Source organism: Streptomyces sp. NPDC052101 (genome assembly GCF_040680235.1).
Taxonomy (GTDB): Bacteria; Actinomycetota; Actinomycetes; order Streptomycetales; family Streptomycetaceae; genus Streptomyces.
This window is the reverse complement of the sequence record NZ_JBFAWH010000005.1, coordinates 192760-212008: the sequence shown is the minus strand read 5'-3', so window position 1 is coordinate 212008 and position 19249 is coordinate 192760. Positions and strand designations below refer to the sequence as shown.

21 protein-coding genes are annotated in these 19249 nt (G+C 70.6%); 7 read left to right on the top strand and 14 right to left on the bottom strand.

Annotation, left to right across the window (positions count from 1 at the left end):
- Positions 1-186: 186 nt before the first annotated feature.
- The 6 genes from AB0L75_RS12715 to AB0L75_RS12690 all read right to left on the bottom strand — a co-directional run bounded on the left by AB0L75_RS12715 (position 187) and on the right by AB0L75_RS12690 (position 5676).
- The gene (locus tag AB0L75_RS12715; RefSeq protein WP_365179448.1) at positions 187-753 is read right to left on the bottom strand and encodes a helix-turn-helix domain-containing protein; all 567 of its coding nucleotides are present in this window, start codon (positions 751-753) and stop codon (positions 187-189) included.
- A gap of 52 nt (positions 754-805) precedes the next feature.
- A complete protein-coding gene (locus AB0L75_RS12710) occupies positions 806-1333 on the bottom strand; it encodes a 2'-5' RNA ligase family protein (protein ID WP_365179445.1) in 528 nt (175 codons plus the stop codon).
- Between the two features lie 128 nt (positions 1334-1461).
- Positions 1462-2079 carry a hypothetical protein gene (locus AB0L75_RS12705; RefSeq protein WP_365179442.1) on the bottom strand — a complete coding sequence of 206 codons (618 nt, stop codon included), beginning with the start codon at positions 2077-2079 and terminating at the stop codon, positions 1462-1464.
- 140 nt (positions 2080-2219) lie between these two features.
- Positions 2220-3236, bottom strand: coding sequence for a 1-aminocyclopropane-1-carboxylate deaminase (locus AB0L75_RS12700; RefSeq protein ID WP_365179439.1), 1017 nt, complete (start codon positions 3234-3236; stop codon positions 2220-2222).
- A 13-nt stretch (positions 3237-3249) separates the two neighbouring features.
- Positions 3250-3897, bottom strand: coding sequence for a GntR family transcriptional regulator (locus AB0L75_RS12695; RefSeq protein WP_365179436.1), 648 nt, complete (start codon positions 3895-3897; stop codon positions 3250-3252).
- A 351-nt stretch (positions 3898-4248) separates the two neighbouring features.
- A complete protein-coding gene (locus tag AB0L75_RS12690) occupies positions 4249-5676 on the bottom strand; it encodes a hypothetical protein (RefSeq protein ID WP_365179433.1) in 1428 nt (475 codons plus the stop codon).
- A gap of 265 nt (positions 5677-5941) precedes the next feature.
- Between AB0L75_RS12690 and AB0L75_RS12685 the strand changes: the two genes are divergently transcribed.
- The gene (locus AB0L75_RS12685) at positions 5942-7768 is read left to right on the top strand and encodes an endonuclease/exonuclease/phosphatase family protein (RefSeq protein WP_365179430.1); all 1827 of its coding nucleotides are present in this window, start codon (positions 5942-5944) and stop codon (positions 7766-7768) included.
- Between the two features lie 21 nt (positions 7769-7789).
- Here AB0L75_RS12685 and AB0L75_RS12680 read toward each other — a convergent pair whose 3' ends face one another.
- The 5 genes from AB0L75_RS12680 to AB0L75_RS12660 all read right to left on the bottom strand — a co-directional run bounded on the left by AB0L75_RS12680 (position 7790) and on the right by AB0L75_RS12660 (position 10400).
- The gene (locus AB0L75_RS12680; RefSeq protein WP_365179427.1) at positions 7790-8527 is read right to left on the bottom strand and encodes an SRPBCC domain-containing protein; all 738 of its coding nucleotides are present in this window, start codon (positions 8525-8527) and stop codon (positions 7790-7792) included.
- A 14-nt stretch (positions 8528-8541) separates the two neighbouring features.
- Positions 8542-9144, bottom strand: a complete 603-nt coding sequence (locus tag AB0L75_RS12675) for a helix-turn-helix domain-containing protein (protein WP_365179425.1) — start codon at positions 9142-9144, stop codon at positions 8542-8544.
- Between the two features lie 98 nt (positions 9145-9242).
- Positions 9243-9515 carry a hypothetical protein gene (locus AB0L75_RS12670; RefSeq protein WP_365179422.1) on the bottom strand — a complete coding sequence of 91 codons (273 nt, stop codon included), beginning with the start codon at positions 9513-9515 and terminating at the stop codon, positions 9243-9245.
- A 40-nt stretch (positions 9516-9555) separates the two neighbouring features.
- Positions 9556-10251, bottom strand: coding sequence for a hypothetical protein (locus AB0L75_RS12665; RefSeq protein ID WP_365179420.1), 696 nt, complete (start codon positions 10249-10251; stop codon positions 9556-9558).
- Positions 10248-10400 (bottom strand): hypothetical protein, encoded by a 153-nt coding sequence (locus AB0L75_RS12660; protein WP_365179417.1) that lies wholly within the window; start codon positions 10398-10400, stop codon positions 10248-10250. Before AB0L75_RS12660 ends, AB0L75_RS12665 begins: the two co-directional genes overlap by 4 nt.
- A 167-nt stretch (positions 10401-10567) precedes the next feature.
- On the opposite strand from AB0L75_RS12660, the gene dapA reads away from it, so the two are divergent.
- The 6 genes from dapA to AB0L75_RS12630 all read left to right on the top strand — a co-directional run bounded on the left by dapA (position 10568) and on the right by AB0L75_RS12630 (position 17247).
- Entirely contained in the window at positions 10568-11470 is a 903-nt protein-coding gene (gene dapA, locus AB0L75_RS12655) for a 4-hydroxy-tetrahydrodipicolinate synthase (RefSeq protein ID WP_365179415.1), read from the top strand.
- Positions 11471-11660: 190 nt separating this feature from the next.
- Positions 11661-12839, top strand: a complete 1179-nt coding sequence (locus AB0L75_RS12650; RefSeq protein WP_365179412.1) for a tyrosine-type recombinase/integrase — start codon at positions 11661-11663, stop codon at positions 12837-12839.
- On the top strand, positions 12836-15460 hold the full coding sequence (locus tag AB0L75_RS12645) for a site-specific integrase (protein WP_365179409.1): 2625 nt from the start codon (positions 12836-12838) through the stop codon (positions 15458-15460). The genes AB0L75_RS12650 and AB0L75_RS12645 overlap by 4 nt, the downstream gene beginning before the upstream one ends.
- Positions 15457-16092 carry a DUF6262 family protein gene (locus AB0L75_RS12640; protein ID WP_365179406.1) on the top strand — a complete coding sequence of 212 codons (636 nt, stop codon included), beginning with the start codon at positions 15457-15459 and terminating at the stop codon, positions 16090-16092. The genes AB0L75_RS12645 and AB0L75_RS12640 overlap by 4 nt, the downstream gene beginning before the upstream one ends.
- 12 nt (positions 16093-16104) lie before the next feature.
- A complete protein-coding gene (locus tag AB0L75_RS12635) occupies positions 16105-16578 on the top strand; it encodes a hypothetical protein (RefSeq protein WP_365179403.1) in 474 nt (157 codons plus the stop codon).
- Between the two features lie 165 nt (positions 16579-16743).
- Positions 16744-17247, top strand: coding sequence for a hypothetical protein (locus AB0L75_RS12630; RefSeq protein ID WP_365179821.1), 504 nt, complete (start codon positions 16744-16746; stop codon positions 17245-17247).
- Between the two features lie 49 nt (positions 17248-17296).
- Here the strand turns inward: AB0L75_RS12630 and dapD are convergent, their stop codons facing one another.
- From dapD to AB0L75_RS12615, 3 genes are all read right to left on the bottom strand, one after another.
- Positions 17297-18283, bottom strand: coding sequence for a 2,3,4,5-tetrahydropyridine-2,6-dicarboxylate N-succinyltransferase (dapD, locus tag AB0L75_RS12625; RefSeq protein ID WP_365179400.1), 987 nt, complete (start codon positions 18281-18283; stop codon positions 17297-17299).
- 64 nt (positions 18284-18347) lie between these two features.
- Positions 18348-18881: a TetR family transcriptional regulator gene (locus AB0L75_RS12620; protein ID WP_365179397.1), complete on the bottom strand. Its 534-nt coding sequence runs from the start codon at positions 18879-18881 to the stop codon at positions 18348-18350.
- A complete protein-coding gene (locus AB0L75_RS12615) occupies positions 18881-19204 on the bottom strand; it encodes a multidrug efflux SMR transporter (protein WP_365179394.1) in 324 nt (107 codons plus the stop codon). The genes AB0L75_RS12620 and AB0L75_RS12615 overlap by 1 nt, the downstream gene beginning before the upstream one ends.
- Positions 19205-19249: the final 45 nt, after the last annotated feature.

The window sequence follows — 19249 nt, the reverse complement described above, 5'->3', positions numbered from 1 at the left end:
GTTCCCCGCGCCCCTCCGGGAGGCGGCAGTGCCGCCCGCCTCGTGGAGCCACCGCCTGCCGGGGCACTAGGCCCTGTCGTCAAACTCCCGTCATCCGCCCGGAGGGCGGGGTCGGCGGCGTTTGGTGCGTGCGTGGGGGAGTGCGTGCCAAACGCCGCCGAGCAGGCGGGAGTTTGACGACAGGGCCTAGGCCCGCAGCCCCTCCATCAGCAGCGTCAAGTACCGCCGGATCTCCCGCCCCTGCCCGTCCGCCAGTTCCGACGCCGTCGCCATCCCGTGCGCGAGCCGCAGCACCTCGATCGGCTCCACGTCGGCCCGCAGGGCACCCACCGCCCGGGCCGCCTCCACCAGCCGCTTCGCCGCGCCCTGCACCGATGCGCCGCACGCCGTCCGCGCGACCGAGCCGCCGTCCGCGACCGCCGAGCCCAGCAGCGGCTTCAGGCCCCGCACCTGGATCGTGGCCACGCACAGCTCGCTCAGCCACGCCATGAGCGCCTCGCCCGGCGGCAGTTCCCGCGCCAGCTCGTCGGCCCGCGTCCCCAGCGCCTCGAAGCGGTCCACATACGCGGCCTGCAGCAGTTCCTGCCGGGTCGGGAAGTGCCGGTAGAGCGTGCCCGCGCCGACGCCCGCGCGCTTGGCGATGTCGTCGAGCGACGCGTTCTCCCCATGCTCGGCGAAGGCCTCCGCCGCCGCCTTCAGCAGTCGCTCGTAGTTGCGCCGAGCGTCCGCGCGCATGGGCCTGACCTGCGGCATCCAGATACTCCTTGCCAACCGGGGATCCTCTTCGCAGCTTATCGAGCATCCGTCACGCAGGACCGGGGTGGCGCAGCACGGCGCCGGTGCCCAGGTCGATCGTGGCCCGAGTGCGCATGGGGCCGTCACCGCGGCGGGAGAGCACGTCGATCTCGCTCACGCGCGCGTGCAGCACGCCGAGCCGGGCGGCGCATTCGGCCGCGAGCACGCGCGGGACACGGGTGCGTCCGAGCGAGAGGTGCGGGGTGAACCGCGGGAAGCGCTCCGCGCAGTACGGGAAGGGCTCCGCCAGCGCGCGCCGCAGCTCCGTCCAGGGTTCCAGGCCGGCCGCAGCGGGGTCGAGCCATACGGTGGCGTAGGAGCGGTGGCGGAAGGCGCGGACGCCGCTGAGCCGGATGTCGAACGGCTCGCAGCGGGCGGCCGAGGCGGCCAGCAGCGGGAGCGCCGCCGGGAAGTCCTCCTCCGGGACGAAGCCGTAGACCAGGTTCACATGGGGTGGCCAGCGGCGGATCTGCGGGTCGTGCGCGGCGCGGATGCGCTGGATGGCGGGCCAGAGTTCGGCCGGGGGAAGCCACGCCACTGCGGTCCGGGGCGTGGGGCCCGACTCCAGGCGACCGAGGCCTTCGGCCGGGCCCGGCGACGGGGGATGGCAGGGCGTCGGGGGGCAGGGCACACCGCCATCATGGCCCCGCCCGCCGACAGCCGCCGTCACTCAGTCGAAGTGTTCACGGCGACGCGGACGTCGGAGAAGCGCTTGTGCTCGTGCTCGGCCTTGTGGTGCTTGTGGTGCTCGTGCTCGGCCTTGTGGTGCTTGTGGTGCCTGTGGTGCTTGTGACCCGGCTTCTTCCCGTGGTGCTCGTGACCGGGCTTCTCCTCGTCCTCCTTGTGCCCCGGCTTGGACTCGTCCCCCTTCTGCCCCGGCTTGGACTCGTCCTCCATCTGGCCCGGCTTGGACTCGTCCTCCTCCTGGCCCGGCTTGGACTCGTCCCCCTTCTGCCCGGGCTTGGTCTCGTCCTCCTTGTGACCCGGCTTCGAACCGTCCTCCTTGTGGTCGTGCTTTCCTCCCGGGTGCTTGTGACCATGGTGGTGCTTGTGATCATGCTTCCCCGGCTTCTCGTGGTCGTGGTCCTCCGAGGGGCGTGAATGCTCGTGCTCGTGCGCGTCCGAATGCGGCTCCGCCGTGACCACGGCGGTGGCCACCGCGGCAGCCACTGCGGTGACCTGGTGCGGACCGTCGTTGTCGTCGGCGAAGCCGGTGCCGGCACCGAAGGCGGACAGCCCCGTGACCACTGCGGCCACGAGCGCGGCGCGCTGGAACGTGCGCATGATTTGACCCTTTCTCACCTGACTATGAAGCAGTTTGACTACTCAGAGTGAGAATAGACGCACGGATCGTAAGAATTTGCGATCTGCGGCCGGGCGCGCCCCGTGTCGACCGCGAGACGGGCACAATGGCCCCGCCCGAGCTAGAACAGGGCGCTGTAGGCGTTCAGCGCCGGCTGGCCACCGAGGTGGGCGTAGAGCACGGTGGAGTCCCTGCCGATCTCACCGCGCCGGACGAGGTCGATGAGCCCGGCCATCGACTTCCCCTCGTACACGGGGTCGGTGACCATCCCCTCGGTGCGCGCGGCCAGCCGCATCGCCTCCAGGGTGGACTCGTCGGGGATGCCGTACGTGCCCGCGTGGTACCGCTCGTCCAGCTCGATGTCCGACTCGGCCAACTCGCCCTTGACACCGATGAGTTCAGCGGTGGCGCGGGCGATGCGCGTGATCTGCTCACGGGTGCGGGCCGGTGCGGCGGAGGCGTCGATGCCGAGCACCCGGCGCGGACGCCCGCCCGCCTCCTGAAGGGCCCGGAATCCGGCGACCATGCCCGCCTGCGTGGACCCGGTCACCGAGCACACGATCACCGTGTCGAAGAAGACCCCCGACTCCCGCTCCTGCTGGGCGACTTCGCAGGCCCAGTTGGCGAAGCCGAGCCCGCCGAGCGGATGGTCGGAGGCACCGGCCGGGATGGCGTACGGCTTACCGCCGGCCGCCTCGACGTCTCGCAAGGCCTGTTCCCAGCTCTCCTTGATCCCGATGCCGAACCCGGCCCGCACCAGCCGCACCTCTGCCCCGGCGAGCCGGCTGATCAGGATGTTGCCGACCTTGTCGTACACGGAGTCCGGCCACTCGACCCAACTCTCCTGCATCAGCACGCACTTGAGACCCGCGCGGGCGGCCACGGCCGCGACCTGACGGGTGTGGTTGGACTGCACGCCGCCGATCGAGACGAGCGTGTCGCAGCCCCGGGCGAGCGCGTCGGCGACCAGGTACTCCAGCTTGCGGGTCTTGTTCCCGCCGTAGGCGATCCCGGAGTTGCAGTCCTCCCTCTTGGCCCACAGCGCGGCGCCGCCGAGATGTGCGGTCAGGCGCTCCAGGGGGTGCACCGGGGAGGGGCCGAAGAGGAGGGGGTAGCGGGCGTAGGACGACAGGGACACGGGGCCTCCAGGGTCAGTCGGGGTCGGCCAGGGCGGTGAGCGTGCGCCAGATCTCCTCCGTGATCCGGACCGCGCCGTCCACGTCGCCGTCGACGCAGGCCTCGATCAGCCGCTCGTGCAGCCCGGCTGAGCGGCACGAGCCTCCTTCACCGAAGCGCTGCCGCTCCAGGCGGCGGATGAGCGGGGTGTAGCGGGCGACGGTGGCGGCGGCCGCGCGATTGCCGGCGGCCCGGATCAGTACGTCGTGCAGGTCGTCGTCGGCACGTAGCGCCTCGTCCACATCGCCCGCGCGTACGGCGGCGGCGAAGCGGTCGTTGGCCGCGCGCATCTCCTCGACGTCCGTCCGCCGCAGCCTGGGTACGGCGGTCCGGGTGGCCAGCTCGTGCATCGCGCCGACCACGGCGGCCGCGTCCCGGACGTCGGCCGCGACGAGCGGGGTGACCCGGGTGTAGCTCTGCGGCTTGCTCTCCAGCAGCCCCTCGTCCACCAGCCGGGAGAAGGCCTCGCGCACCGGCGCCCGGGACAGCCCCAGCTGCTCGGCGAGATCGGCGTCGCGCACCACCGCGCCGGGTTCGATCTCCCCGGCCACGATGGCGTCCCGGATGGCGGCGTAGGCGCGGTCCCGCAGGAGGGCGCGGGGAACGGGTCGTAGGGCCTGCATGGACTGAAATGTTAGATGTCAGCTCCTCGCGGCGCCAGGCCCTGTCACGAGGACGGTTTCTGTGCCCTCGCCGTCCTCGGCGGGGTCCCGGTCCACGCCGAGCAGCAGCTTGAGGGTGAGGGTGCGGCGCCCGGTCGGTCGCGGCGAGGGCCTTCGGCGCGCCGACGAGCGCGCCGCCGCTGCCCGCCAGGGCGACCCCGGTACCGGGGAGGGGGGCGGACCTCGGTTCGGTGCACACGCTCTCGCCGCGCCCTGAGCGGGAGTTGAGCGCCGGGCTGCTTCAGAGGCCCATGTTCGAGAATCCGTATGAGCCGACCCATGGCCGGCTCAGGAGACTTTCAACCGGGACCTTCAACCACCGTGCTGGGAGCGGGCCTTGAAGGCCGCCTTCCGTGCCTCCTTCGCCACCTTCTTGTCCGGGTGCAGCCGTCCCATCGCCTCCAGGACGTCCGCCGTCGCCGGGTGCTCCACCCGCCAGGCGGTCGAGAAGAACCCGCTGTGCTGCGCCGCCAGGCCCTCCACCAGCGCCTGCAGTTCCTCGGAGTTGCCCTCGGCGGCCAGCTGCGCGGCCACCGTGTCGACGGTCAGCCAGAACACCAGCTCCTGGGACGGCGCCGGCACCCCGGCGGCGCCCCGTTCGCTCAGCCACACGCGGGCCAGGCCGCCCAGTTCGGGGTCGTCCAGCACCTCCCGCAGGGCCGGCTCGGCCTCCGTGCCGATCAGGGACAGGGCCTGCTGGCAGCGCAGCCGGCGCAGCGGCGCGCCCGCGTCGGCACCCCGTGCCGCGGCCAGCAACTCCCTTGCCGCGTCCAGCGGTTCGCGTCGCGCGAGCCACTGCTCGGTCTCGGCCTGCGCCGCCGCCTGCCCGAACCCGGCCGTGCCGGCGAGCAGCACGTCCGCGCCCTTGTCGGCGAGTTCACCGACGGCCGGCGCCGCGAATCCGGCCTCCAGCAGCCGGGCCCGCAGTCCGTAGGCGCCGAGCGGGGTGAGCCGGACCATGCCGTACCGGGAGACGTCGGTGTCGTCCACCGGCGCGGCGGGCTCCTCGTCGGCGTCGGCCATGAGGGCCTCGTCCACCGGCTGGTAGTCCACGAGCCCGACCGGCTCCAGGGTCCGGAACTGGTCGTCGAGCCGCATCATCGCGTCGGAGACCTGCTCCAGGACGTCGTTGGTGGGCTCGCCCATGTCGTCGGGGACGATCATGGACGCGGCGAGCGCGGGCAGCGGGACGGGGCCGTCACCGGGGCCGTCCTCACTCACGGTCAGCAGATAGAGATTGCCGAGGACGCCGTCCAGGAACTCGGCCTCGGCCTCGGGGTCCCAGTCGAGTGACGAGAAATCGATCTCGCCGCCCTCGCCCAGGGCGCCGACCAGATCATCCAGATCGGGGACGCCCGCATCGGCGATGACGGTCTCCAGCGCGGCGAGCCACACGCCGAGCACCTCGGCCGGCGAGCCCCCGGTGAGCAAATTCAGGTCATCGCCCGCGCGGACGGTCCCGGCCTCCTCGTCGACGATCTCGACCAGTCCCGCGTCCAGGGCGACCCGCCAGGCCTCGCCGGCATACCCCGCGGCGTCGTCGCCGCTCAGTCCGAGCAGTTCGGCGGCGGCCGGAAGCTGCTCCTCGACCAGTTCGCCGCCGGCGTCCACGCGGGTGCCGGGTCCGGCCCAGCGGGCGAGGCGGGCGGCGCGGGAGAGCAATGGCGTGGACAGCGCGGCGCGTGCCAGCTCCGCTTCGGGGTGCAGCCGTACGGGCGGCAGGGGGGAGCTGTCTGACATCGGCTGGTTCTCCTCGGACCGTGAACGGGCTCAGCCGCTCAGCCTAGACGGATTTCCACCCATGCCGCCCGGTTCATCTCCCCGTCGGCCGCCGTACATGGCCGAAACCTTGACAACTCCCGTCGCCAGGCAGGAGATTGACGCGCGTAGAAGTTGGGGGGACAACTGTTCACTCGGCTCTATGCGTGTCACGGAGGGCTACGAGCCCCACACGCTCCCGTTCCGCCCTCGTTCCGGCACTTTGTCATGTCCCTGGAGGGAACCCTTGCCGAGCAGGTCTTCCGCGCGCCTTGCCGCGCTCACCGTCGCCGCCGTCTGCAGCGCGGCGTCCGCCGTCGTCCTCACCTCGCCCGCGCACGCCGACACGGTGCGCATCCACGACATCCAGGGCACGACCCGGATCTCGCCGTACGCCGGGCAGCAGGTGACGGACGTGCCGGGCATCGTCACGGCCACCCGCGCGTACGGCTCCTCCAAGGGCTTCTGGCTCCAGGACCCGAACCCGGACGACGACCCGCGCACCAGCGAGGGCGTGTTCGTCTTCACCGGCTCCGCTCCGAAGGTCGCGGCCGGCGACTCGGTCACGGTGACCGGCACGGTCTCCGAGTACGTCCCCGGCGGCACCTCCTCCGGCAACCAGTCGGTCACGGAGATCACCAAGCCGACGGTCACCACCGTGTCCACCGGCAACGCGGTCCCGGCTCCGGTCGTCATCGACGAGGACTCGGTGCCGGACGAGTACGCCCCGGCGGGTGACACCGCCGCCGGCGGCTCGATCAACGGCCTGACCCTGGACCCGTCGACGTACGCCCTGGACTACTACGAGTCCCTGGAGGGCATGAACGTCCAGGTCGCCGACGCCGGAGTGGTCACCGCGACCGACCCGTACAGCGAGCTGTGGGTGACGGTGAAGCCGTGGGAGCACAGCAACCGCCGCGGCGGCACGGTCTACGGCTCCTACGGCTCGCAGAACACCGGCCGACTGCAGATACAGTCGCTGGGCTCGACCGCCGACTTCCCGAAGGCGAACGTCGGCGACACGCTCGAAGGCACCACCACCGGCCCGCTGGACTTCAACCAGTTCGGCGGCTACTCGCTCGTCGCGAGCCGGCTCGGCACCCTGAAGAGCGGCGGCCTGGAGCGGGAGACCACGCGGAAGCAGTCGGGCCGCGAGCTGGCGATGGCGACCTACAACGTCGAGAACCTCGACCCGTCGGACAGCACCTTCGACAAGCACGCCGCCGCGATCGTGAACAACCTGCAGTCGCCGGACATCGTGTCCCTGGAGGAGATCCAGGACAACAACGGCGTCACGGACGACGGGACGGTCGACGCGAGCGTCACCGTGAACAAGCTGATCGACGCGATCGTCGCGGCGGGCGGCCCGAAGTACGACTGGCGCTCGATCAACCCGGTCAACGACCAGGACGGCGGCCAGCCGGGCGGCAACATCCGCCAGGTGTTCCTGTTCAACCCGCAGCGGGTGTCCTTCGTGGACCGCGCGGGCGGCGACTCCACCACGGCGGTCGGTGTCACCAAGGAGAACGGCAAGGCCGAGCTGACGGTCTCGCCGGGCCGGATCGACCCGGCGAACGCGGCCTGGAAGGACAGCCGCAAGCCGCTGGTGGGCCAGTTCGTCTTCCGCGGCAAGACCGTCTTCGTGATCGCCAACCACCTGGTCTCCAAGGGCGGCGACCAGGGCCTGACCTCGCAGTACCAGCCGCCGACGCGCAGCTCGGAGATCCAGCGCCACGCGCAGGCGACCGAGGTGAACGCCTTCGTCAAGGACATCCTGGCCGTCCAGAAGAACGCGAACGTCGTCGCGCTCGGCGACATGAACGACTTCGAGTTCTCCGGCACCGCGAAGATCCTCGAGGGTGACGGCGAACTGTGGTCGGCGATCAAGTCGCTGCCCAGGAGCGAGCGTTACACCTACGACTACCAGGGCAACGAGCAGGTCCTGGACCAGATCCTGATCAGCCCGGCGATCCGGCGCGGCTGCGACTTCGAGTACGACAGCGTGCACGTCAACGCGGAGTTCAACGACCAGATCAGCGACCACGACCCGCAGGTGCTGCGCTTCCGCCCGTAGCCGGCAGGACGGCAGAGGCGCTCAGGACTGGCTGAACACCCCGTTCAGCCAGTCCTGCCAGGCGCTCTCGTTCCCCTGGGCATCGGCGTCCGGCGCGAAGTCGTGGACGCTGATGCCGAGCGGGGCGCCCCAGTGGCCGCGCCCGAAGAAGCGGATGAGCGCGTTGTCGGTGCGCAGGCCGATGAAGTACGGGTTGCGGTAGTCGAGTACGGCGTCCAGGGCCCGCCCGCCGGGCCCCCGCAGGGCGACCTTCGTGCCGGCGGCCGCGTCGTCCGCCAGGCCGAGGGCGTGGCCGACGGCGGCGAGCGCCTCCCGGGTGCCGGAGGCAGCGGGCCCGTTCAGCTGGGCGAAGGCGACCGGGCGGGGCGCGAAGTGCGTGAGGTACTCGCACAGGGTGTGCAGATAGAAGTTGTTGTGCTTGCTCGCGCCGTCGTACTGGTTGTTCCAGTCCTCGGTGAAGATGCCGCTGTGGACATAACGCACCCAGGCGCGGCGGCCCTCGTCACGGGGCTCGATGGTGTAGTCGAGCTGGTTGAGGGACTGGGTCGGGAATCCGACGTCCTCGCTGCGGTTGGTGTAGCGGTGGGGCGGGTCCCAGGCGGTGACGGTGGATCCGAAGGGGCCCGAGCCGCCCACCCGGGGCTCCGGCGGGTCCATGGGCCACAGATAGCCGCCGGTTCCGGTGGTGATCGCCTCCCAGACCTTCTCCGGAGGGACGTCGACCTCAAACTCGCGGACGATCTCGAATTCCTTGGACATGGCGGGGCTCCTGCTCAGCTTTCGACGGGGGGCTGGTCCTTGACCGCGGGGTGGAGGGCGACGACGATCCGGTGGTCGCGACCGTCCTCGGCGTCGGGGGTGTCGTACTTGCGGATCAGCGCGCTCACGCCCGCCGTCAGCTCCTGGACGAAGGCCGCGCGGTCGGCGGCGCAGGCGAAGCGGACCTGGCCGTCCAGGGCGTAGGTCGCGAGCCGCTTGCGAGCCTTGGCGGCGCCGGTGATCAGCGCGCCGACGTCCCGCACCAGGCGGGCGCCGAGCGCGAGCAGCCAGCGCGCGGAGAGCTGGTCGCGGAAGCGGTCCGGGTCCGGCTGCACGGCGGGCAGGGCGGCCGGCGAGATGACGTACGACGCGGCGGTCGCGCGCATCAGCCGCTCGGTGACATTGCCCTTGCGGCGCTCTCCGGCCAGCTCGACCAGGCCGTGCCGCTCCAGCGTCTTGAGGTGGTAGTTCACCTTCTGCCGGGGCAGTCCGACCTTGCCGGCCAGCATCGCCGCCGAGGCGGGTTCGACGGCCAGCTCGGCGAGCAGCCGGGCCCTGATGGGGTCCAGCGACACGGCCGCCGCCTCGGGGTCCTCGATCACGGTCACGTCCAGCATGCGCCCACCCTCCCACCGAAAACTTTTTTTGTCCAGACGGGCAGAGTTGTCGGCGAGAGGCTGAGCGGGAGGACGGCGCCGTCGTGCGGTGACCTCGGTCAGGGGTGCCGGTGCCGGCGCCGGGCGACGACCGCCGTCACCGCGGCCGCCCCGAGCATGCCGGCGAGGACCTGCCCCGGACGGTGGGCGGCGCTCTCGCGCAGCTGTACGGTCATGGCGCCGGCCTTGTCCCTCAGGTCGGCGGCCCGCACCTGGGCCCGGTCCTTCCATTCGGCCCCGCCCGCGCCGAAGTGACTCCTGGCGCGCTCGAACTGCCGACGCAGCTCGTCGGGGCCCTTGGCACCCGAACCATGCGGATTCCTGTGCGTCATCGGTGTGCCCTTTCCCCGAGGGCGGCGAGGGCCCGGGCCGTCAGCCCTGCCCCGCTCCCCCGGTTCCACGTTCCCCGAGGCGGGCGAGTTGGCTCTGGAACCAGTCGAGGCGAGCCTGCAACAGGGCTGCCTCCGCGACGAGTTCGGGGACACCCGGCTCCGCGCCGCCCGCCGGCGCGCAGGAGGGGAATCCCGTACCGCCGCTCCGCGCCACCACCCGCAGCCCTTCCCCGGCGAGCCGGGCGAAACCGGCGAGCGAGACGGACGTACGGCCGCGCACGCAGCCGACGCAGACCGGCGCGAGGGCCCGCCAGCCGGGTCTGCCCCAGTCGGCGTCGGCCAGCGCGGCGGCGGTGGTGCCGCAGGCGCACGGGCCGGCGGTGGCGGTGCGCACCCGCTGCCGGGCGTAGCGGAAGCCGCGCTCGAAGCGGATGTAGGCGCCGAGCACGGAGACCTCCAGCAGGAGTGCCGTCCGATGCTCGGCGGTGCACAGCATGGCCTCGGCGGCAGCGCGGTCATGGACGCAGTGGAAACCGCAGTCGCACAGCCGCGCGGGCGGGCGGTGCCGTCTGCCGTAGACGCAGGAGGCGTCGTCCAGCACGCCGTACGGCAGCGCGCCGCCGAGCGACACACCGGTGAACCCGGCCCGGGTGCCGTCCTGGGACAGCACCGGGTGGGCGATCTTGTATCCGGTCGGCGGCTCCGTCGGGCGTTCCGCCGGGAGCCGGAGTCTCATCGGACGGCCGGGACCTCTTCGCGGGCCGGCTCGGCCGGTTCGATGCGGGCGGTCTCCCGCGGGAGCAGGGTCTGCTCTTCGTGGCCGATCTCCTCGTGGAGCGGCCGCTCCTCGGCGACTCCGGTGGCCAGTGCCTTGCCGAGCTTCATGGTGCCTCCCATGACGGACGTCGGTGACCCTTGGGCCATAGTGACCCATGAAGGGCCGAGTTGGACACAGGACCTTCGGCCGCCACCCAGACATCTCAGCAATGCTTAGCTATACCACGTAGAAGAATTAAGTAGAGCTTCATCAAGATCGTGTCGAGACTACTCCTATGACGCGTACACGGACCACCGCCCGGCCCTTCGGCCGCACTCTCTGCGCGATGATCACGCCGTTCACCGAGGACGGCGCCCTCGACCTGGACGGCGCCCGGAAGCTGGCGGCGCGGCTGGTGGCCGAGGGCTGCGACGGCCTGGTGCTCAGCGGCACGACCGGTGAGTCGCCCACCACCTCGGACGCGGAGAAGGCGCAGCTGATCGCGGCCGTCCGGGAGGCGGTCGGCGAGCGGGTGCCCCTGGTCGCGGGCGTGGGCACCGCCGACACGCGGCACACCGTCGAGCTGGCCCGCGCGGCGGAGACGGCGGGCGCCGACGGGGTGCTGGTGGTGACGCCGTACTACAGCAGGCCGCCGCAGGAGGCGGTGGAGGCGCACTTCCGCGAGGTCGCCGACGCGAGCGGCCTGCCCCTGATGCTCTACGACATCCCGGGCCGCACCGGCACCCGGATCGAGCCGGAGACGATGATCCGTCTCGCCGCGCATCCTCGGATCGTGGCCGTCAAGGACTGCTCCTACGATTTCCTCGGCACCCAGAAGGTGCTGGCACACACGGACCTGGCGTACTACGCCGGCTGCGACGAGCATGTACTGGCGCTGTACGCGGTCGGCGCGGCGGGCTGTGTCAGCACGGTCGCGAACGCCGTCCCCGGCCGTATCGCCGCCATCCTCGACGCGTTCGACACGGGCGACACCGCTCGGGCGACCGAACTCCAGCTGCGGGCAACGCCGTTGATCGAGGCGATGATGGGCGCGGGCCTGCCGGGCACGGTCACCGCCAAGGCCCTCCTCGCCCGTCTGGGCCTGCCCGGGGGCCCGGTACGCGCACCGCTGCTGCCCGCCGGCCGGGAGCCGGCCGACGAACTGCTGGCCCGGTACGAGACGCTCATGGCCGCTTGATCGGCGGCCGTCGGCCCTGCCGTACGGTGTCCTCGTGAGCCGCCCCCTGCTGTTCCTGGACATCGACTTTACCGACCGCGGGTAGTGCCGCCCGTGATGTCTGTCTGGGCCTGTGACGAAGGCGTCGTGGGCTCGTTTACCGACCGGGACCGGGACGTCTGTCATGTTCCGGAGTCGGTACGGAGGACAAGTGGTACGGCACGTCGTGATCGGAGACCTGAGGGTCCAGCAGATCGAGCGGAAGGACGGGCGGAGATCATGGACGATCGTCTGGCCCGAGGGCACGCTCCACACGGAGGCGGACCGGTTCCTGCGTGAGCACGAGGGCTCGGGCACGCAGAAGACCTACGCGTACTACCTGGTGGATCACCTGCGGTGGCTGGAGCGCGAATGCTTGGCCTTCGAAACGGTCCAACTGCGCGATCTGGAACGGTACATGGGGATTGTCGGCGCCAAGGTGCGCATGCCCCTCGGAGAACCGTGGCGGGTCGGCAAGCGCCCCTACGGCCGCTCGGCACTGTCGACCGCGGCGGCCTGCTTGAAGGGCTTTTACCTGCACCAGGCCTCCCTCGGCGTCAACGGCGAACTCGGCAAGAAGCTCGACAAGTCCCGGCTGCCGTCGCGGGTGGACCGCCGCCGCTCGTTCTTCGGTCACGTGAAGTCGCCACTGTCCACGAACCCGCTGGCGCCGAAGGGGCCGCACCGTCGACACCCGAAGATGCTGCCGGACGGGGCGAGGGAGAGGCTGCTGGAGACAGTGGACGCTGCCCGGGACCGGCTGGTCGTCGACTGGCTCGCCGACGGGGGTCTGCGGATCGGCGAGCTCTGCGGGCTGCACCTGGTCGACCTGCACCTGCGGGACAACGCTGCCTGCGGCGAGTGCCGCACCCCGCACCTCCACGTCTGCCACCGGCCCGGCAACCCGAACCGGGCCGAAGCCAAGACAAAGCACCCGTGGCAGGTCGAGCGCGGGACGGTCACCGGAGGGCTGATCAAGCGAGTCAGCCCGGCGATGGTGCACTCCTACTTCGAGTACATCACCACCGAGTACCCACACGACGCTCGGCACGGCATGCTCCTGGTCCAACTGCACGGCGCCGATACGGGCCAGCCGTGGGCACCGGTCGGCGCCCGCCGGATGCTCGGCCGGGCCGGGAAACGCGCTGGTCTGGGGCTGGTGAAACCTCATGCCTTCCGGCACACCTTCACCTCGGCGGTTCTCGATGCCGCAGAAGGCAACACCCTGATCGCCCGAGACGCAGGCGGCTGGGCCTCGGCCGCGATGGTCGACGAGGTCTACGGTCACGTCGACATCCATGATCCGGTCTTCGACGCCGCTCTGCGCACGGTCTGGGGTGAGAGCCGATGAAGCGCCGGGACGCGTTTCTCCTGCCCTTGCTGACCACGCATCAGAATCACACGCGGATCGGCAGGGATCGCTTGGAGATCCTCACCGCGCTGACAGGCGCGCCCTCCTTCGATCCTCTGTTCCGCGACGACATCGTCCAGATCCCGCCAGGGCACCAGACCTATCGATGGTTTTGCCGGGTCACCGACTGCCAGCGCGCCACTGGCCTCGGCGACTTCTGCCACGCCCATCGCCAGGAGTGGCTCGCGGCCGCGAAAGAAGGTGTCAGCAGGTCAGCCTTCCTCAGCGCTGCTGAACCATTGAGCCAGACAACCGAGCATGACGGGAATCTGACCTGTCTGATCTGCCCCGGGCGACCCGCGCGGGCGGGCCAGTACCGTCTCTGCAAATATCACCTCCAGAAATGGAGTCGGACGCAAGCCGGCCAAGAAGCCACACCGGACTTCGATGGGTGGGCCGCCGAGCAAAGCCCTGCTCCGGGGTTCGGGACCTGCACGGTGCTCGTCTGTCCTCTGCTGGCAGAGTCACGGCTGGGACTGTGCCAGCGACACGCTCACGCCTACCGGAGAGCGGGTTCTCCCGGCGGCGCGTCCATTCCGGGCGGATCGTGGCGTGACGGCCGAGCCGCTGTCAGCTACATCGACCACGTCCAGTTCCGAGCGTGGTGCGACAAGGAGATCGCGGTCTCCGTGCCCGCTCAGCTGAATTTGCGCGGGCTTAGGCCGCTGCCGCGAGCAGAAATCCAGTGGGGGTTGTTCACTCACACACAGCGGTCGCGTCCGGCCCGCTGGGATGTCACCGCGCTCCGCATGGTAGTGAACACCTGCCGCGAGCAGGATGCGACCTCGATTGTCGATCTGGACCTTGCTTGCTTGAGCAAGACCGCCAGCGGGATCGCGAAAGAGATCCTCCATGAGTTGCGCCTGGTCTATTTCACTCCTGAGGAGGCCAAAGAGGCCGGATTCCTTGAAACGAGGCACTTCGGTATCAGCTATGAGAACCGGCTCGGGCACGTCAGCCTCACCGCGATCTCTCAACGATGGCTGCGGGACATCACGTGGGACTACTTCGCCGAACTCCTGCGCTCCCCGCGCTGCCCCAACAGCGCCCACACGCTGGACCACATTCGTCAGGCGATGACCGAGTTGAGCGCTTTCCTCGAGGTCGACGCCCCCGGCGGGGGCCGCGACCCCGCAGTCCTGGCGAAGGGACACGCCGACCGCTTCGTCGCAGATCAGCGACATCGCGAGCGCCATGCACTCCCGTCTCTGGCCACGGTCCGGGTCGACGGGAAGCCGAGCATCGTCACGACCGGCACGCGATCGGTGGTCTTCAACCACACCCGCAAGATCCTCCGCAAGGCGATGGACGATGGCGTTACTGACGCCATCGGCTTGGCCAGGGAGTTCGTCATAGCGTTGCCGAACGCCGGCGGCACCGCCTACCAGAAGCGGCGACGTCCCTTCGCCGACGAGGCGGCACGCGCACTGGCCGACGAACACAATCTCGCCGAGTTCACACGCGTCCACGATCCGGATGACGAGGGCGCTCGGGACATCTGGGAGATCCTCGTGGTCACCGGACGGCGGTTGGGGGAGGTCATCGAGCTCCGCTGGAACTGCATCAGCCGACTCAGCGGACTTGCGTTGCTCTGGCATGACCAGACCAAAGTCGGCAACTACGACGCGGCCATCCGCATCCCCGAGTCGCTCTTCGAGCTCATTGCCGAACGGCAGCGTAAGACGCTCAGCCGGTTCGCCGATGAACACGGCTACACCCCCACGGGCAAGGAACGTGACGGGCTCGCGCTGTTCCCCACCAGCTACCGCAGCACCGATGGGACGATCGCACTGAGCAGACCGTGGTTCTACAGCCGTTTCCGTCCCTGGGTCGACGCCATGGACATCGGCCATTGCGTCCCCCACCAGGCCCGCCACACCCTGGCCACCAGCCTCCTCCGCCAGGGCGCCACCCTCACCCACATCCGCCGCTATCTCGGACACGTCTCGGACCGGATGGCCGAGCACTACGTCCATCTCTCCAACACTGACCTGGAGAACGTGCTCCAGCATGTGTGGGTCGCCGGCCCCGGCACGGCCGCTCCTGGTGAGCTCCTCGCAGGGGACTCGGCCGAGGCGCTCACCAAGGAGCAGGCCCTGGCCATCGCGGTCGACCTGGCCCGCCGCAGCACTCCGGCCGAGGGCGGCTTCTGCACCTTCCAGCCGGTCGTCGACGGTGGTGCCTGTCCCTGGAACCTCGACTGCCACAACTGCGACAAGTTCGTCCTCTCCGGCGCGGACCTCCTCTACTGGCGGCGCAAGCGCGAGCAGTGGCGGCTGCTGGCCGAGGGCGCCCCGGACGACGCCACCGCGGACTACCTCCACCGCTACTTCGAGCCGACCGCCCGCGCCATCGACGGCTTGGAGAAGGCCCTGGCCGGCCTTGGCCTCCTTGATGACGCGCTCGCCCTGGACCTGCGCAAACCACAGGACTACTTCCATCGCGTGTGGTCCACCGCCTTTCGCGCCGTCGATCTCGCCGACGCGGGCAGCAAGGAGCAGGACGAGTACAGCGATGCGTGCACAACAGACGGCGACGATCTCGAACAGGACATCGCATGAAGACCGCCAGCGTTCCAGCACCCCGCACGGCAGCCGCCCTGGCGGCCCGTCGTCACAAGACCGAGAACGCCCTCCAGCGAGTCCACGAGGCCATCGCCCGCCTCCGGCGCGAGAAGGCACAGATCAGCGTCGCCGCCGTCGCCCGACGCGCAGACGTCTCCCGCACCTTCCTCTATGACAACCCCGAGGCGAGGACCGCCATCGCCTCGGCCATGGTCGACGCCGGCGCACGCCGGTCCCGGACGCTCGCCGAGCAGGATGACGAGCGCGAGGCGACCTGGCGCGAACGCGCACTCAACGCGGAGGACGCCCTCAAGGCCGCTCACGCCGAGATCCTCACCCAGCGGACCCGCATCGGTGAACTCATCGGCGAGATCCGGGACTTGCAGGCCGAATGGACCGAGGAGGCCATCCAGCGGATCACCACCGAGAACACCACCCTCAAGCAGCGAGTCCGCCAGCTCAGTGCCGACAACCGCACCCTCGACGAACGGCTCAAGGCTGCCCGCTCCAACCTCCGCTTCCAAGACCGGCGCCTCGCCGACCTCGAAGCACAGATCACCAACCTGGGGCCAGCACACTCCGCGGCAGATGCTGAATCAGCCGCTCCGGGCGAGAAGCGCGGCCCGTGACACCATGCGGACATGCATTTCGAGCTCGCCCCACCCATCGGCGTGGGACCTCTGCAGATTGGCATGTCGCGCCAGGCTGCGAACAGCGCACTGGACTCGCTGCGGGAACCAGCGGCTCTCTCCCCGTCCGATCAGGGCGGTCAGCACATCTTCCGGCCGAGCGGCCTGATGATCAGTATCGGATGCGTGCGTGACCGGCTGGAGGCCGTTGAGCTGGGACGCCCTTCTGGACCGTCTGACGTCGTGTTCTTCCGTGGAATCGACGTCTTCGGCCTGCCGGCCCGCGAGGTCGTGACCCGAATGTCGGAACTCACGGCCATCGTCGCCGACGACGAGGACCCCGCGTCATTCGTTGCGCCAGAGCTGCTGCTCAGCTTCTGGCGCCCCTTCGACGGCGACGATCAACCGGACGACGAGCAGGGCTACTACTTCAACTCCGTGTTGCTGGCCCGGCCCGGCTACTACGACGGCCCCAGCCAGGGCTAAGCCCGGACCAACCATGTGATCTTGCACCGCCGAAACCCTTCACGGCCCGTCCATCGTCCCGGTGGACGGGCCGCCCCATGAGACCACCCGGACGAGCTACAGCAACGTTGCCCAACTCGCCATTGCGGACATGTAGTCTATGAATCGTCGCAGTTCAGAGCCGGTATTCGAGCTCCTGCGGTCGGTAAAATCGACGGCCCCCTCAACCCGTACGCGGCCCAGGCGGAACGCCGGCCCGAGGGCTATACGACGATCCGGGTGCCCCTCGGCTACCGGCGTCCCCTGCGGGTCTGGCTGAACCCGGAGCACGGCCCGGCGCTGCTGCGGCTCGGCTACGAGCTGGTCTGGGCGACGAGCTGGATGGAGGAGGCGAACGTCTGGATCGCGCCGGTCGTCGGCCTGCCCACCGACCTGCCGTACGTCGACTTCGGCAGCGGCCTGTTCGCCGAGCGCCCGGACGGCGTCCACTGGAAGACGGAGGCGATCGTGGCGTACGCCGGGGGCCGCCCGTTCGCCTGGGTGGACGACGAGCAGAGCCCGGCCGACGTCTCCTATGTGGCGGCGCACCATTGCGCCCCCGCTCTCCTGCACCATGTCAACCCGCGCGTCGGCCTGCGCGAGGGCGACTTCACGGCGCTGGCACGGTTCGCCACGACCCTGCCCGCATGACGGAGCGCCCTCCACCGCGCGGTGAAGGGCGCTCCGGGCGTGCGAGACGTCAGTTGTGGCTGTGCAGGATGTCGTTCAGGCCGCCCCAGACCGCGTTGTTCGGGCGGGCCTCGACCTTGCCGGTGACCGAGTTGCGGCGGAAGAGGATGTTGGAGGCGCCGTTCAGCTCGCGGGCCTTGACGATCTGGCCGTCGGGCATGGTGACCCGGGTGCCCGCGGTGATGTACAGGCCGGCCTCGACCACGCACTCGTCGCCGAGCGCGATGCCGACGCCCGCCTCGGCGCCGATCAGGCAGCGCTCGCCGATGGAGATGATCACGTTGCCGCCGCCGGACAGGGTGCCCATGGTGGAGGCGCCGCCACCGATGTCGGAGCCGTCGCCGACCACGACACCCGCGGAGATCCGGCCCTCGACCATCGACGTGCCGAGCGTGCCGGCGTTGAAGTTGACGAAGCCCTCGTGCATGACCGTGGTGCCCTCGGAGAGGTGCGCGCCGAGGCGGACCCGGTCGGCGTCGGCGATGCGCACGCCCTTGGGGGCGACGTAGTCGGTCATCCGCGGGAACTTGTCGATCGAGGTGACCTGCAGATGCAGGCCCTCGGCGCGGGCGTTCAGCCGCACCTTCTCGATGTCGTCCACGGCGACCGGGCCGAGCGAGGTCCAGGCGACGTTGGCGAGGAGGCCGAAGATGCCGTCCAGGCTCTGGCCGTGCGGCTTGACCAGACGGTGCGAGAGCAGGTGCAGACGCAGATAGGCGTCGTGCGCGTCGATCGGCTTCTCGTCCAGCGAGGCGATGACCGTGCGGACCGCGACCACCTCGACGCCCCGGCGGGCGTCCGGGCCGACCGCCTTGGCCGCGCCCTCGCCCAGCAGCTCGGCCGCCTGCTCGGCGGTCAGCCGCTCGGTGCCGGCCGGGCCCGGCTCCCCGGCCAGCTCGGGGGCCGGGAACCAGGTGTCGAGAACGGTGCCGTCGGAGGCGAGGGTGGCGAGGCCGGCGGCGACGGCGCCGGAGGTGCGGGAAGCAGAGTCGGTCATGCGAGCAAACCTAACGTGGGCGAGGTGGTCAGGGCGAACCGCGTCTCACCTGCCGAGCGCGGCTTCAGGGGATCAGCCGAGCGAGCGCGGCGCGGGCGTACTCCTCGTCGTACGAACCGCCCGTCAGCAGCACCTGCAGACAGATCCCGTCCATCAGCGCGAGCAGGGCGCGGGCCGTGACCGGGTCGGTGCGCCGGGCCAGCAGCGCCGCCGCGTCCTCGGTCCACTCGGCGGCGACGGGGCGCAGCGCGGGCCGGCGCAGCGCCGCCAGATACAGCTCGTACTCCAGCTCCACGCCCGTACGGTCGCCGCCCAGCCACTCGCCGAGCGCGCGGGCCAGGTCCGCGGCGAGATCTCCCTGCCGGTGCTCCGGCAGATGCTCGGCCAGCACCCTGGCGAAGGTCTCGTTCGCCTGCCGCAGCGCGGCCACCATCAGCTCTTCCAGGGTGGCGAAGTGGTACGTGGTGGAGCCGAGCGGGACATCGGCCTCGGCGGCGACCGAGCGATGGCTCAGACCGGCGATGCCGTCCCGGCCGACCACGCGGATCGCCGCGTCGATGAGGCGCCGGCGCCGGTCGGGGTCGTAGCGGCGGGGCATCAGTGGCTCGCCCCTCCCAGGTTCAGCACCACCACTCCCCCGATGATCAGCAGGATCCCGGCGACCTTGACGGCGCTCAGTCCCTCGCCGAACAGCAGCAGGCCGAGGACGGCAATGGTCGCGGTGCCCACCCCGGACCAGATCGCGTACGCCGTGCCGATCTGGACGGTCTTCAGCGTCTGGGCGAGCAGCGCGAAGGAGACGAGGTAGCCCAGGGCCGTCACGAGCGAGGGCCAGAGCCGGCTGAAGCCCTCGCTGTACTTCATCGCCGTCGTCGCGGCGACCTCGGCGGCTATGGCGCCGGCGAGCGTCAGATATCCCATGTGTACGAGCGTACACATCGCGCGGAGCGCGAAGCAGCGGTGCCC

Bases quoted from the DNA above. Each gene is read 5' to 3' on its own strand.
- AB0L75_RS12635 (WP_365179403.1), top strand. From the start codon at position 16,105: ATGCATTTCGAGCTCGCCCCACCCATCGGCGTGGGACCTCTGCAGATT.
- AB0L75_RS12620 (WP_365179397.1), bottom strand. From the start codon at position 18,881: ATGCCCCGCCGCTACGACCCCGACCGGCGCCGGCGCCTCATCGACGCG.
- AB0L75_RS12615 (WP_365179394.1), bottom strand. From the start codon at position 19,204: ATGGGATATCTGACGCTCGCCGGCGCCATAGCCGCCGAGGTCGCCGCG.
- AB0L75_RS12690 (WP_365179433.1), bottom strand. From the start codon at position 5,676: ATGTCAGACAGCTCCCCCCTGCCGCCCGTACGGCTGCACCCCGAAGCG.
- AB0L75_RS12695 (WP_365179436.1), bottom strand. From the start codon at position 3,897: ATGCAGGCCCTACGACCCGTTCCCCGCGCCCTCCTGCGGGACCGCGCC.
- AB0L75_RS12665 (WP_365179420.1), bottom strand. From the start codon at position 10,251: ATGAGACTCCGGCTCCCGGCGGAACGCCCGACGGAGCCGCCGACCGGA.
- dapD (WP_365179400.1), bottom strand. From the start codon at position 18,283: ATGACCGACTCTGCTTCCCGCACCTCCGGCGCCGTCGCCGCCGGCCTC.
- AB0L75_RS12640 (WP_365179406.1), top strand. From the start codon at position 15,457: ATGAAGACCGCCAGCGTTCCAGCACCCCGCACGGCAGCCGCCCTGGCG.
- AB0L75_RS12680 (WP_365179427.1), bottom strand. From the start codon at position 8,527: ATGTCCAAGGAATTCGAGATCGTCCGCGAGTTTGAGGTCGACGTCCCT.
- AB0L75_RS12645 (WP_365179409.1), top strand. From the start codon at position 12,836: ATGAAGCGCCGGGACGCGTTTCTCCTGCCCTTGCTGACCACGCATCAG.
- AB0L75_RS12705 (WP_365179442.1), bottom strand. From the start codon at position 2,079: ATGCGCACGTTCCAGCGCGCCGCGCTCGTGGCCGCAGTGGTCACGGGG.
- AB0L75_RS12670 (WP_365179422.1), bottom strand. From the start codon at position 9,515: ATGACGCACAGGAATCCGCATGGTTCGGGTGCCAAGGGCCCCGACGAG.
- AB0L75_RS12675 (WP_365179425.1), bottom strand. From the start codon at position 9,144: ATGCTGGACGTGACCGTGATCGAGGACCCCGAGGCGGCGGCCGTGTCG.
- dapA (WP_365179415.1), top strand. From the start codon at position 10,568: ATGACGCGTACACGGACCACCGCCCGGCCCTTCGGCCGCACTCTCTGC.
- AB0L75_RS12715 (WP_365179448.1), bottom strand. From the start codon at position 753: ATGCCGCAGGTCAGGCCCATGCGCGCGGACGCTCGGCGCAACTACGAG.
- AB0L75_RS12660 (WP_365179417.1), bottom strand. From the start codon at position 10,400: ATGAAGCTCGGCAAGGCACTGGCCACCGGAGTCGCCGAGGAGCGGCCG.